This window comes from Mesorhizobium sp. B283B1A, from assembly GCF_020165735.1.
In the GTDB taxonomy this organism is placed as follows: Bacteria; Pseudomonadota; Alphaproteobacteria; order Rhizobiales; family Rhizobiaceae; genus Mesorhizobium; species Mesorhizobium opportunistum.
In genome coordinates this window covers 20,911-32,840 of record NZ_JAIUIQ010000059.1, presented here as the reverse complement: position 1 = coordinate 32,840, position 11,930 = coordinate 20,911, and the positions used below count along the sequence as shown (strand labels likewise).

At 64.6% G+C, this 11,930-nt stretch carries 13 protein-coding genes; 7 read left to right on the top strand and 6 right to left on the bottom strand.

Features of this window, described 5'->3' with window-relative positions; all coding sequences use genetic code 11:
• Positions 1-270: 270 nt before the first annotated feature.
• Positions 271-744 carry a transcription elongation factor GreA gene (greA, locus tag LB577_RS30480; RefSeq protein WP_224690130.1) on the top strand — a complete coding sequence of 158 codons (474 nt, stop codon included), beginning with the start codon at positions 271-273 and terminating at the stop codon, positions 742-744.
• A gap of 251 nt (positions 745-995) precedes the next feature.
• Here greA and waaC read toward each other — a convergent pair whose 3' ends face one another.
• From waaC to rfaD, 3 genes are read right to left on the bottom strand one after another with little or no spacing between them, the layout of a single operon-like run.
• Entirely contained in the window at positions 996-1,979 is a 984-nt protein-coding gene (gene waaC, locus LB577_RS30475) for a lipopolysaccharide heptosyltransferase I (RefSeq protein ID WP_224690127.1), read from the bottom strand.
• On the bottom strand, positions 1,976-2,983 hold the full coding sequence (gene waaF / locus LB577_RS30470) for a lipopolysaccharide heptosyltransferase II (RefSeq protein WP_023779881.1): 1,008 nt from the start codon (positions 2,981-2,983) through the stop codon (positions 1,976-1,978). Before waaF ends, waaC begins: the two co-directional genes overlap by 4 nt.
• On the bottom strand, positions 2,956-3,906 hold the full coding sequence (gene rfaD / locus LB577_RS30465; RefSeq protein WP_023767591.1) for an ADP-glyceromanno-heptose 6-epimerase: 951 nt from the start codon (positions 3,904-3,906) through the stop codon (positions 2,956-2,958). The genes waaF and rfaD overlap by 28 nt, the downstream gene beginning before the upstream one ends.
• A 171-nt stretch (positions 3,907-4,077) precedes the next feature.
• Between rfaD and LB577_RS30460 the strand changes: the two genes are divergently transcribed.
• The 4 genes from LB577_RS30460 (at position 4,078) to gmhB (ending at position 7,579) form a co-directional block, all read left to right on the top strand.
• Positions 4,078-4,710: a LysE family translocator gene (locus LB577_RS30460; protein ID WP_013893571.1), complete on the top strand. Its 633-nt coding sequence runs from the start codon at positions 4,078-4,080 to the stop codon at positions 4,708-4,710.
• A 140-nt stretch (positions 4,711-4,850) separates the two neighbouring features.
• Positions 4,851-6,359: a D-glycero-beta-D-manno-heptose-7-phosphate kinase gene (gene rfaE1 / locus LB577_RS30455; protein ID WP_224690126.1), complete on the top strand. Its 1,509-nt coding sequence runs from the start codon at positions 4,851-4,853 to the stop codon at positions 6,357-6,359.
• A gap of 7 nt (positions 6,360-6,366) precedes the next feature.
• Positions 6,367-6,939 (top strand): SIS domain-containing protein, encoded by a 573-nt coding sequence (locus tag LB577_RS30450; RefSeq protein ID WP_224690125.1) that lies wholly within the window; start codon positions 6,367-6,369, stop codon positions 6,937-6,939.
• Complete coding sequence (gene gmhB / locus LB577_RS30445) at positions 6,932-7,579, top strand: D-glycero-beta-D-manno-heptose 1,7-bisphosphate 7-phosphatase (protein ID WP_224690124.1); 648 nt, start codon at positions 6,932-6,934, stop codon at positions 7,577-7,579. The genes LB577_RS30450 and gmhB overlap by 8 nt, the downstream gene beginning before the upstream one ends.
• A 15-nt stretch (positions 7,580-7,594) precedes the next feature.
• Here the strand turns inward: gmhB and LB577_RS30440 are convergent, their stop codons facing one another.
• Both LB577_RS30440 and LB577_RS30435 read right to left on the bottom strand, forming a co-directional pair.
• Entirely contained in the window at positions 7,595-8,389 is a 795-nt protein-coding gene (locus tag LB577_RS30440) for a glycosyltransferase family 2 protein (RefSeq protein WP_224690123.1), read from the bottom strand.
• A 161-nt stretch (positions 8,390-8,550) separates the two neighbouring features.
• Positions 8,551-9,030, bottom strand: coding sequence for an Lrp/AsnC family transcriptional regulator (locus LB577_RS30435; protein ID WP_224690122.1), 480 nt, complete (start codon positions 9,028-9,030; stop codon positions 8,551-8,553).
• A 266-nt stretch (positions 9,031-9,296) separates the two neighbouring features.
• Between LB577_RS30435 and trxB the strand changes: the two genes are divergently transcribed.
• The gene (gene trxB / locus LB577_RS30430) at positions 9,297-10,271 is read left to right on the top strand and encodes a thioredoxin-disulfide reductase (RefSeq protein ID WP_224690121.1); all 975 of its coding nucleotides are present in this window, start codon (positions 9,297-9,299) and stop codon (positions 10,269-10,271) included.
• A gap of 91 nt (positions 10,272-10,362) precedes the next feature.
• The gene (locus LB577_RS30425; RefSeq protein ID WP_013893578.1) at positions 10,363-11,259 is read left to right on the top strand and encodes a LysR family transcriptional regulator; all 897 of its coding nucleotides are present in this window, start codon (positions 10,363-10,365) and stop codon (positions 11,257-11,259) included.
• Between the two features lie 168 nt (positions 11,260-11,427).
• Here the strand turns inward: LB577_RS30425 and LB577_RS30420 are convergent, their stop codons facing one another.
• Positions 11,428-11,925: a methyltransferase family protein gene (locus tag LB577_RS30420; protein WP_224690119.1), complete on the bottom strand. Its 498-nt coding sequence runs from the start codon at positions 11,923-11,925 to the stop codon at positions 11,428-11,430.
• Positions 11,926-11,930: the final 5 nt, after the last annotated feature.

Here is an 11,930-nt window from a genome sequence, read left to right as displayed (position 1 = left end):
GCCGCGAACCATCGCGGCCGCTTTTTTGTTCACCCTGTCTCGTTAGCACAGTTCCTGGAATTGCCTCGGCCGCCTCGGTTGGATGAAAGCCGCGACGATTTTTGAAAAACCCATTTTTTGGGCGTGAAAAACCCGCTGACATTGCTATATTAGGGCAAATTGCGGTGAGACGGTTCCGTTAGCCCGAGGCTGCCGGACCGTTTTCTTTTTGTACCCAACGACAAGGCTTCCCCCGAAACGCGGGGGTGGCGGCAGGAAAGGTGAGGCATGATGAACAAGGTCCCGATGACAGGCGAGGGGTTCGCGTCATTGAAGGAAGAACTGCGCTGGCGCCAGCAGGAAGAGCGGCCGCGCATCATCGAGGCGATCTCCGAAGCGCGCTCGCATGGCGACCTGTCCGAAAATGCCGAATATCATGCCGCAAAAGAGGCACAGAGCCTCAATGAGGGCCGCGTCAACGAGCTCGAGGATTATATCGCGCGGGCCGAGGTGATCGACGTCAGCAAGCTCAGCGGCGAAAAGGTCAAGTTCGGCGCTACCGTCGTGCTGGTCGACGAGGACACCGAGGAAAAGAAGACTTATCAGATCGTCGGCGACCAGGAAGCCGACGTGAAGTCCGGCCGCATCTCGATCTCCTCGCCGATCGCGCGCGCGCTGATCGGCAAGGAAGTCGGCGACGCCATCGAGGTCAATGCCCCCGGCGGTGCAAGGGGCTATGAGATCGTCCAGGTGCAGTTCATCTAGGGGATTGGGCGCGCCGCCGATCTATTCAAGCTGAGGCTAGCGCTGCCCCTCATTGCCTTGCCGGGCATTTCTCCCCGTATAGTGACGGGGAGAAAGACGCTGTCACGTATGATTTCGCTAATTTTCGGGGTTGTAGAAATAGGCGCCAGCGTTGCGGCCAGCCCCTTCTCCCCGTCACTATACGGGGAGAAGATGCCGGCAGGCGGATGAGGGGCGGCGCTGGCCTTTTCAATTGAATTGATTTGAAAAAATCAATTCTTACCAGCCAGAGCAGCGCCTCTACGCGCCAGCAGCCTCTCCGCCTCTGCCACCACCTCGGCCGGCGTCAAACGCCCACCTGGCGGCGCCAATAGCGTCGACGCATATGGCCCGCGAGGGCCTGTCAAACCAGGCTCGGTGGCCAAAAAAACCGCGACCGTCGGCAGGCCGAAGGCGCTGGCGAGATGGGTCAGGCCGGTGTCGGCGCCGATGACCAGCGTCGAGCGGCCGAGGATGGCGGCGATGTCGGCCAGCGGCGATTTCGGTACCACGATCGTGGAGGGCACCGCCCTGGCGATCGCTTCGGCCACGGCTTTCTCACCCTCGTTCGACCAGGTGGTGACCGGTGTCATACCCCGCTCGACGAGCAGGCGGGCCGTCCCGATCCAGTCTCCGGCCGGCCATTTCTTGTCCTCACGGCTGGTGCCGTGCAGCAGGAAGGCGGTGTTTGCGCCGATGTTGGCTGGAGTGACCGGCGGTGGAACGATGCCGGAGTTGAGTGTCGACAGATCGGGCTGATAGCCGAGCGCCTGCCCGAACAGCCGCCGCGTCCGCTCTATGGCGTGCAGGTTGCGCGGCACGCCGTAGGTGACGTCATAGAACAGCGTTGCCGAGGGTTCGCGCGCGCTCGACCGGTTGAAGCCGGCAATCGGTGCGCCCGCCTGCCGTGCCACCAGGGCCGACTTCAACAGGCCCTGCGCATCGATGACGAGGTCGTAGCGGCATTCGCGCAAGGTGCGGCGCAGCGCGGCCGCCTCGCGCCAGGTGGCGCCATCGAGCAGCGCCTTGCGCCAGCGCCGGATGGCGACCGTGTGGATCCTGCCGATCGCCGGGTGCAGCGCCACGATGCCGGCGAACGCTTCTTCGACGCACCAGTCGAAGGAGACGTCCGGCCTGACGAGGCTGGCGTCCTCGACAGCCGGGAAGGTGTGAATGACATCGCCCATCGACGATGTCTTGACGATCAGCACCTTCATGCCGCCGCCGGAAGTTCCAGCAGGCGTTCCGCCGCTGCCGCGACCTGCCCGACTTCCAATGTCTTCAGGCAGTTGAGGTGGCCAAGGGGGCAGATCTTCTGGTGGCAGGGCGAGCAGGACAGGCCAAGCCAGACCAGTTCGCGGCGCTCCGCCAGCGGCGGCGTATTTTGCGGCGAGGTCGAGCCATAGACGGCGACGATCGGCGTGCCGACCCCCGCCGCGACATGCATCAGCCCGCTGTCGTTGGACACCGCCAGCCTTGCCGCCGCGATCAGGTCGATGGCGTCTTCCAGCCGCGTCTGGCCGGCGAGGTCGACGACGCCGGGGGCCAGGCTTGCGATCTCCGCCGTCACGTCGCGGTCGTTCTTCGAGCCGAACAGGGCGACCTTGAGACCCTTGCCCATCAAGTCGCGGGCCAGGCCGGCATAGCTTTCGCTCGGCCAGCGCTTGGCCGGTCCGAACTCGGCGCCGGGCATCAGGGCCACGAATTGCTGTGGCGCGAGCCCGAAACGATCGAGCAGGGCGGCCTGGTTGCCACCGTCGACGGTCAGGTGAGGGGCGCGGAAGGTGCCACCCTGGGCGAGGCCGAAATAGGCCTGCGCGGTGCGCCGTTTCACGGCCTCGGGCAGCGGCACGACGTCGGTCAAAAGGCCATAGCGCATTTCCCTGAGATGGCCGAACCGGCGTGGAATGCGGGCAAAGAAGGGGATCAGCGCCGATTTCCAGCTGCCCGGCAGGATATAGGCCATGTCGTAGCGGCCGCGCAGCAGGCGGCCGAAGCGGCGGCGATGGGTGAATTCGAGCGCGCCGGGCTTCAGCGGAAAGTCGATCTGCTGGCGGATTTCGGGCATGCGCTTGACCAGCGGGGCGGCCCAGGCCGGCGCCAGCACGTCGATCGCGGCGTTGGGGTGCAGCTCCTTCAGCGCCGAGAACAGGCACTGCGCCATCACCATATCGCCCACCCAGCGTGGGCCGATCACGAGGATCGTTGGGCTTTCAGCCATTCGACATAGTCTCTGACGCCAGTTTCGACGCTCCGGAACTGGCCATTGTAACCGGCCGCGCGCAAACGGGACATATCAGCTTGCGTGAAGCTCTGGTAGCTGCCCTTGAGATGGTCGGGAAATTCGATGAACTCGATCTCGCCTTTGCCCAGTGTATCGATCACCGTTTCGGCAATGGCGCGGAAGGGTTGGGCGCGGCCGGTGCCGCAGTTGAAGATGCCGCTCGCGCCGCGCTTCCACAGCCACAGATTGACGTCGGCGACGTCGCCTACATGGATGAAGTCGCGGCTCTGTTCGCCAGGGCCGAAACCGCCATAGGCACCGAAGAGTTTCGGATTCTGGCCTTGCTCGACCTGGTTGAAGAGATGGAATGCGACCGAGGCCATGGCGCCCTTGTGCGCCTCGCGCGGTCCGTAGACATTGAAGTAGCGCAGGCCCGCGACCTGCGAGTGGTCACTGTCAAAGACGGTGCGCCTGACATAGTCGTCGAAGAGTTTCTTGGAATAGGCGTAGACGTTGAGCGGCCGTTCGAGCGCCGGATCCTCGCGGAACTCGGCGCCGCCGCCATATACGGACGCGGAAGAGGCGTAGAGGAAGGGCACGCGCAACGCCTGGCAGGCATGCAGCAGCCGCTTCGAATAAGCAAAATTCACCTCCATCATGAACTTGCCGTTCCACTCTGTGGTGGTCGAGCAGGCGCCCTGGTGAAAGACGGCCTCGATACGGCCGAGCGAGCCGGCCTCGATGCGGGGCAGGAAATCGTCCTTGTCGAGATAGTCGGCAATGCCAAGATCGGCGAGGTTGGAGATCTTGTGGCCGTCGGTGAGGTCGTCGACGACAAGGATGTCGTCATGGCCCTCGGCATTGAGCGCGGCGACGATGTTGGAGCCGATCATGCCGGCGCCGCCCGTGACGATGATCATGAAGGCCTCTGGTTGCTTGCGATTCCGGTCCTTATAAGGGAGGCCAGCCGGGCTGTCGACAAAGCAGGTGCAGGGTGACGGCAGGCGAGGCGGGTTGACGTCACGGTGGGGCCGCAAAGCTGCCGCTTCTGTTGGTTCGCCTGCCGGACCGGATCACGAAGGAACAAACGAATGCCGTCGACGGAACTGCTCATTGCGTTTTTCGCCACCACGGCGATTTTCGCCTACATCCCTGGTCCGGCCATGCTTTATGCCGCGGCACAGACGATGGCGCGTGGGCGCTGGTCTGGGCTGACGGCGGCACTCGGCATCCATCTCGGCGGCTATGTGCATGTCTTCGCCGCTGCCGCCGGCCTGTCGGTGCTGTTCCACGCGGTGCCGCCGCTCTACATGGCGGTCAAGCTTGTCGGCGCGCTCTATCTGATCTGGCTCGGCATTTCGCTGTTCCGCAAGCGCGCGGACGGTGACACGACGCTACCCGTCATCGAGCGCAAATCGGCGCGGCGTGCCTTTTTCGAAAGCATCACCGTCGAGGTGCTCAACCCGAAGACCGCGATCTTCTTCATGGCCTTCCTGCCGCAGTTCATCGATGCCTCGGCGGCGTTCCCGGTCTGGCTGCAATTCGTCGTACTCGGCACCATCGTCAACCTGATGTTCTCCTCGGCCGACATCGTCTGCGTCTTCCTGGCCGGTCTCGTCATCGGCCGACTGCGGCGTTCGAGCCGTGCGCAGCGGCTGATGCAGCGCGCAGGCGGGGCCGTGCTGGTCGGGCTTGGCGTTCACGTTGCCTTGCAGAAGAGCTGAGCGCCCGGACCGTGTCGGTCAGGTCCTGCCGTTGCGCTGGATGGATTTGCGGTATATCGGCTTCGCCATGACGATCCGGCCCGTAAATTGACAATTTTCAGCACGACAGAGATCAGGCTTTCCCACACATTGCCAGTGACATGATCAAGCACAATCCGTCTTCTCCCGAACCCTCTTCTCCCGAACTCTTGCACCGCGCGATCGCACGTTTCGGCGGCGTGACCGTTCTGGTGGTCGGCGACCTCATCCTCGACCGCTTCGTCAGCGGCGTCATCGAGCGGATTTCGCCGGAGGCGCCGATCCCGGTGCTGCATGGGCGCGGCGAGGCCTTGGCCATGGGCGGCGCCGGCAATGTCGTGGCCAACATCGTCTCGCTAGGTGCGCGCGCCATCCCGGTTTCGGTGATCGGCACCGATGCGGCCGGCGACAGCCTGGTGCGGATGCTCGGCGAGCTTGGCGCCGAAACGGTGGGGCTTTCGCAGCAGCGCGGCCGCATGACCTCGTCGAAGAGCCGCTTCAGCGCACTCAACCAGCAGGTGCTGCGTTTCGACGAGGAAGAGATCAAGCCGCTCGACGACGACGAGCGGGCTGGCCTGGTCGGTCATTTCCGGGATGCACTCAAGCAGGCCGATATCGTTATCCTGTCCGACTACGGCAAGGGCATCCTGCTCGACGGCGTCGCCGGAGAACTGATCGCCATCTGCCGTGAGGCGGGAAAGCCGGTGCTGGTCGACCCGAAGGGCCGCGACTATGCCCGCTATGCCGGCGCGACCGCCATCACCCCTAACCGCAAGGAGCTTGGCGAGGCCGTCGGCCATGCGGTGTTCGCCGATGACGAGATCGTCGCGGCCGCACGTGAACTGATTTCCGCGCACGGCTTCGATTTCGTCGTCGCCACCCGCAGCGAAAAGGGCATGAGCGTGGTCGGCCCCGACGAGGCACGCCACATCGCCACCCAGGCGCGCGAAGTGTTCGACGTCTCGGGCGCCGGCGATACGGTGATCGCGACCTTCGCGCTGGCGCTGGCCGCCGGTGCCGATCCGGTCGCGGCGGCCTCGATCGCCAATGCCGCCGGCGGCGTCGTGGTGGGCAAGCGCGGCACCGCGCGGCTGACGGTGGAGGAACTGACCGGCGCGCTGTTCCGCTCGCATGGACCGACCGCCCACAAGGACGCTATCCTCGATGCCGCATCGGCGTCGCGCATGGTCGCGGCCTGGAAGGCGGAGGGACTGAGCGTCGGCTTCACCAATGGCTGCTTCGACATACTGCATGCCGGCCATGTCAGCCTGCTGCACGCGGCGCGCAGCCAGTGCGACCGGCTGGTGCTCGGCCTCAACAGCGACGCCTCGGTGCGGCGGCTGAAAGGGCCGGGCCGCCCGGTCAACGATCAGCATGACCGCGCCTGCGTGCTCGCGGCCCTTGCCTCGGTCGATGCCGTCGTGGTCTTCGAGGAGGACACGCCGCTGGCGCTGATCGAGGCGCTTCTGCCCGACATCCTGGTCAAGGGCGCGGATTATACGATCGACACCGTGGTCGGCGCCGATGTGGTGCAGAAGGCCGGCGGACGCGTGGTGCTGGTCGATCTCGTCGCCGGCAAGAGCACCACCACCACGATCGGTAAGTTGCGTGCGGGCGCCACCACGAACTGAGGGTTCCATGTCTGAACTGAACGATTACCTGGTCCGCTCGGCGGCCGCGATCACGGCGATGGTCGAGCGCGACCTGACCGGCGAGATGGAGCGCGCGGCGAGCGCCGTGGTGACCGCGCTTTCAGCAGGCAAGGCCTTCCTGATCGCCGGCAATGGCGGCTCGGCCAGCGATGCCATCCACATCGCCGGCGAACTGGTCGGCCGCTTCCTCAAGGAGCGCAAGGCTTACAATGTCATCGCGTTGCCGGCCAACGCCGCGGTGCTGACCGCCTGGGGCAACGACTACGGTTTCGACACGGTGTTTTCGCGCCAGGTCGAGGCGCATGGCGCGGCGGGCGGCGTGCTGCTCGCGATCTCGACCAGCGGCAATTCGCCGAGCATCCTCGCCGCCGCAGAACAGGCGCGGATGATGGGCATGACGGTGATCGGCCTGACCGGCGACAGCGGCGGCAAGTTGAAGCCGCTGTGCGACATCCTGCTCAACGTGCCCTCGACCTCGACGCCGATCATCCAGCAGGGACACCTGTGCCTCTACCACCATCTGTGCGAGGTGGTGGAAGCACGCCTGCACAATGGCTGACGCGATAGCGTATCCGCTGACCGAACCGGGCCTGTGGGTCGAGCGGATCGGCGACCGGGTTTTCCCGGGACGCCCGCCGGCGCTGTTCCTGGACCGCGACGGCACCATCAACGTCGATACCGATTACCCCAGCGATCCGGCCGAGATCGTGCTGCGCGACGATATCGTGCCGGCGATCGTGGCCGCCAACCGTTACGGGATCCCGGTCGTCGTGGTCACCAACCAGTCGGGCATCGCGCGCGGCTATTTCGACTGGAGCGTCTTTGCGGCGGTGAACGGCCGTGTGCTCGACCTGTTGGGCGAGCGGGGCGTGTTCGTCGACATGGTGCTTGCCTGCGCCTACCACGAGGCGGGCGTCGGGCCGCTCGCCGTATCGGATCATCCGATGCGCAAGCCCAATCCGGGCATGCTGGTCGAGGCGGGCAAACGCCTCGATCTCGATCTCCAGCGCTCCCTTATCGTCGGCGACAGACTGGGCGACATGCAGGCCGGACGGCGCGCCGGCCTGGCGCAGGGATGGCTGGTGGACGGCGAGGCGGCGGCTTTGCCCGGCTTCTCCATCAGGCGCTTGCATGACGCCGATGACCTCGGCGGTCTGCTCGCCGCCATTGAAACGCTCTGCCCGGACAACGGGTCCTGATCCAGGCCTGACCGCTCATGCCTGATCGTTGCGCTCAGAGGCTTCGTAGAGCTTGGCCTCGGTGGCGAAGGAATAGATCATCACCGACATCGAGTAGACGAAGCCGTGCCGGCCGCACAGGAAGTAGCGCTTGGCGAGATAGAATTTCAGGAAGTTGCCGAACGGCGACAGCACCAGCCGCACCAGGCCGGGCTTCTTGCCCTTCTCGACCAGCGTTTTGGCCTTGAGGCCGGAGTAGCTGTTGGCGCGGGCAAGATCTTCCTCGACCGAGATCTCGCGGCGATGCAGCAGCACGCCGTTTTCGATGGTGCCGGTTTCGCCGGGCACACGGAAGGATTCATGCACGCGGGCGGTGAGGTCCATGGTGGCGCCCTCGCGCCGGAAGAGCCGCAGCAGCCTGTTGTGCAGCACCCAGCGATGCGCATAGCCGTAGCCCTTCAGCCAATCGCGGCGGCGGATGTACCAGCCGCCGATCTTGGTGTCGGCAGCCTGCGTGGCGGCCACGATCGACTGCCGCAGCCGGTCGTCGACGCGCTCGTCCGGGTCGATCGAAAGACACCAAGGCTGGTTGGCATGGTCGAGCGCGAATTGCCGCTGACGGGGAAAGCCCGGCCAGTCGTTGTGCAACAGCGTTATAGGGTAACCCTTGGCGATATAGCCTTCCACGCATTCGACGGTGCCATCGGTCGAACCGGAATCGACGACGATGATCTCGGCGCAGAAGTCGATGCTTTCCAGGCACGGGCCGATCATATCGGCCTCGTTCACGCAGATGATAAGCGCCGAGACCGGGCTTGCAAATCGAGTCATGGTCCCCTTCCCATGGCGGGCCGTCCCCGGAATTCACGTTGCCTACGCAATCTGTTCCGGCAGGGCCGTCCAGCCTTGTACATCAGCGTCTGTCGAATACCAACGCGGCGCGGGTGTGGCGAAGATCGGGAATTCGCAGGCACACAGGCGTTCGCCTGGCCTCAGGGGCGCTCGAACGACACCAAGCCCTCATCCTTGACCCGGCGGATGGTGAGGGCGGTGCGCACGGTGTCGACATTCGGCGTAGAGGTCAGTTCCTCGATGACGAAGGTCTGGAAGGCGCCGAGGTCGCTTGCCACGCAATGCAGCAGGAAGTCGGATTCGCCCGACACCATCCAGGCATCGCGCACGATCGGCCAGCCGCGCGTGCGCTCGGCAAAGATGCGCAGTTCGGCATCGGCCTGGTGATGCAGCCCGACCAGGCAGAAGGCGACCACGTCGAGGCCGAGCGCCGGGGCGTTGAGCAGAGCGCGGTAGCCTCGGATGATGCCGGCTTCCTCCAGCCGCTTGACCCGGCGCAGGCAGGGCGGCGCCGAAATGCCGACGCGGTTTGACAGTTCGACGTTGGTCATGCGGCCGTCGCCCTGCAATTCGCGCAGGATCTTCCAGTCGATGGCGTCGAGTTCGGCCTTGATCGGCATTTGGAGGTCTCGATGATCAGAGTGGCGCAAGAATCTTTCGCGATTTTGTAATTAAACGACTTTTGTGTCGACGCCAGCCCTCATCAACGCGATTTTGGAAAGGCAACGAAAAGCGGTCATCGCGCGAATATCCACATGGGCCGAAGCTTTCCGGGGACGACGGCCCGTTCGCCTTGCTGGCGTGGTTGGCAACCCTTACATTAAGCGCAACATTCCACGTCTTTTTCCAAGGCAACACTCCCTTGTCTGCCCCGCAGAGGCTTCAAATGACCACCAAGCATGCGCCCGTTCTCATCATCGGTTCCGGCCCGGCCGGCTATACGGCGGCGGTCTATGCCGCACGCGCCATGTTGAAGCCGATGCTTGTCGCCGGCCTGCAGCAGGGCGGCCAGTTGATGATCACCACCGATGTCGAGAATTATCCGGGCTTCGCCGACCCCATCCAGGGGCCGTGGCTGATGGAGCAGATGCTCAAGCAGGCAGAGCATGTCGGCACCGACATCATCAACGACATCATCACCGAGGTCGACCTCAATGTGCGGCCGTTCCGCGCCAAGGGCGATTCCGGCACGACCTACACGGCCGACGCGCTGATCATCGCCACCGGTGCGCAAGCCAAGTGGCTGGGCATTCCGAGCGAGCAGGATTTCATGGGCTTCGGCGTCTCGGCCTGCGCCACCTGCGACGGCTTCTTCTATCGCGGCAAGGATGTCGCCGTGGTCGGCGGCGGCAATTCGGCGGTGGAGGAAGCGCTCTATCTGTCGAACCTCGCCAGGAGCGTGACGGTCATCCACAGGCGCAGCGACTTCCGCGCCGAACGCATCCTGCGCGAGCGGCTGCTGAAAAAGGACAATGTCCGCGTCATCTGGGACACGATCGTCGACGAGATCACCGGCCGCCCGGGCAAGACGCCGCTGCCGCCGTCGGTCGAAGGACTGAAGCTCAAGCATGCGGTGACCGGTGCCGAAACGCACCTCAAAGTCGATGGCGTGTTCGTGGCGATCGGCCACGCACCGGCGGTCGAACTGTTCGCCGGCAAGCTGAAGCAGAAGCCGAACGGTTATCTGTGGACCGCGCCGGATTCGACCCGCACCGACGTGCCCGGCGTGTTCGCGGCCGGCGACGTGACCGACGATGTCTATCGTCAGGCGGTGACGGCGGCGGGCCTCGGCTGCATGGCGGCGCTCGAGGCGGAAAAGTATCTGGCCGGTATCGAGGTGCATCGCGAAGCAGCGGAATAGGGGTCGCTGTAAACCTGTAAAAAAAGCGGCTTAGAAACGCCGTGCAAAAGCCTGATTTTTCATTCAGACGCCAAACAGAACGAGGGGTATCATGGCGTTGGACTGGGACAAGCTACGCGTGTTTCACGCAGCGGCGGAAGCGGGGTCGTTTACGCACGCGGCCGAGACATTGCATCTGTCGCAATCGGCGATCTCGCGGCAGGTCAGCGCGCTCGAGCATGATGTCGGCGTGCCGCTGTTCAACCGCCATGCACGCGGCCTGGTGCTGACCGAGCAAGGCGAAATGCTGTTCCGCACGGCGCATGACGTGCTGATGAAGCTCGAGACCATCAAGTCGCGGCTGACCGAGACCAAGGACCGACCCTCCGGCGTGCTCAGGGTGACGACGACCGTTGGCCTCGGCGCCGGCTGGCTGACCGAGCGGGTGCAGGAATTCATCGAGCTCTATCCCGAAATCAGCCTGCAGCTGATCCTCGCCAACGAGGAGCTCGACCTCACCATGCGCCAGGCCGATTGCGCCATCCGGCTGCGCCAGCCGCAGCAGCCGGATCTGATCCAGCGCCGCCTGTTCACCGTGCATTTCCACCTTTACGCCGCGCCTTCCTATGTCGCCAAGCATGGCAAGCCGGCCTCGGTCGCGGAGCTCAGGACCCATCGCATCGTCACCTTCGGCCTGCCGGTGCCTTCGCATCTGTCGGAGCTGAACTGGCTGGAGACGGTGGGCGATTTCGAGGGCGGCCAGCGTGTACCTTCGCTGCAGATCAACGACATCCTGTCGATCAAGCGGGCCGTGCAGGGCGGTGCTGGCATCGCCATGCTGCCGGACTATGTGATCTCCAAGGACTCAGGCCTGGTGCAATTGCTGCCGGAGACCGAGGTACCGTCCTTCGACACCTATTTCGCCTATCCCGACGCGATGAAGAACCAGGCCAAGCTGCACGTGTTCCGGGACTTCATCATCGCCAAGGCCAGAAGCTGGTCTTTTTAGGATATGCGGATATTCAGGTCAGGCCGGCCTGCGAACGAGAGCTTCCTGCGCTTCCGGTACTCACGGACGGAAAGTCCGCTCCGTTCCGGTTCTCGGAAGCTCCCGTTCTCGGCTCGGCCTGACCTGAATCTCGACATATCCTCTGCGGAGCTGCGTCCGCAAGCCGGATCACCCCCGCCAGGGCGTCAGGCGGGGCAGCCAGCCGGGCACGTTGCGGCGGTAGGTATCGTATTCTTCGCCATAACGACGGCTGAGCGTCGGCTCCTCGTAGAGCCTGACGAAGGCGCCCATGACGACCGCGCCGACGGCGGCATAGGCGGCAAGCGTCCAGCTCGAGAACAGCAGCGCCTGGCCGAGGATGATCGACAGCACCGCGACATACATCGGGTTGCGGACATGGCGGTAGATGCCGCCGATCACCAGCTTCTCGGTCGGCGCGACCGGTGCTGGTGTCCCCAGCCCCTCCAGCGCAAAGCGCCCGAAGGCATGCAGCAGCACGGCAGCCTCGGCGAGGATCAGAACCCAGCCGGCAAGCACAAAGCCCGGCATCGCCGACCAAGGCAGGCCCCAGCGATCGCTGAGCAGCCACGGAATCAGACCGGCGACCACGCCAGGTGCCGCAATCAGGAAAATAGCGCTGCCGGCAATCGCCGTGAACGTACGCATTGGCT

Excerpts from the sequence above, each read along its gene's own strand:
- greA (WP_224690130.1), top strand. The coding sequence starts at position 271 with ATGAACAAGGTCCCGATGACAGGCGAGGGGTTCGCGTCATTGAAGGAA.
- waaC (WP_224690127.1), bottom strand. The coding sequence starts at position 1,979 with ATGAAGGTGCTGATCGTCAAGACATCGTCGATGGGCGATGTCATTCAC.
- waaF (WP_023779881.1), bottom strand. The coding sequence starts at position 2,983 with ATGGCTGAAAGCCCAACGATCCTCGTGATCGGCCCACGCTGGGTGGGC.
- rfaD (WP_023767591.1), bottom strand. The coding sequence starts at position 3,906 with ATGATCATCGTCACGGGCGGCGCCGGCATGATCGGCTCCAACATCGTC.
- LB577_RS30460 (WP_013893571.1), top strand. The coding sequence starts at position 4,078 with ATGCCGTCGACGGAACTGCTCATTGCGTTTTTCGCCACCACGGCGATT.
- rfaE1 (WP_224690126.1), top strand. The coding sequence starts at position 4,851 with ATGATCAAGCACAATCCGTCTTCTCCCGAACCCTCTTCTCCCGAACTC.
- LB577_RS30450 (WP_224690125.1), top strand. The coding sequence starts at position 6,367 with ATGTCTGAACTGAACGATTACCTGGTCCGCTCGGCGGCCGCGATCACG.
- gmhB (WP_224690124.1), top strand. The coding sequence starts at position 6,932 with ATGGCTGACGCGATAGCGTATCCGCTGACCGAACCGGGCCTGTGGGTC.
- LB577_RS30440 (WP_224690123.1), bottom strand. The coding sequence starts at position 8,389 with ATGACTCGATTTGCAAGCCCGGTCTCGGCGCTTATCATCTGCGTGAAC.
- LB577_RS30435 (WP_224690122.1), bottom strand. The coding sequence starts at position 9,030 with ATGCCGATCAAGGCCGAACTCGACGCCATCGACTGGAAGATCCTGCGC.
- trxB (WP_224690121.1), top strand. The coding sequence starts at position 9,297 with ATGACCACCAAGCATGCGCCCGTTCTCATCATCGGTTCCGGCCCGGCC.
- LB577_RS30425 (WP_013893578.1), top strand. The coding sequence starts at position 10,363 with ATGGCGTTGGACTGGGACAAGCTACGCGTGTTTCACGCAGCGGCGGAA.
- LB577_RS30420 (WP_224690119.1), bottom strand. The coding sequence starts at position 11,925 with ATGCGTACGTTCACGGCGATTGCCGGCAGCGCTATTTTCCTGATTGCG.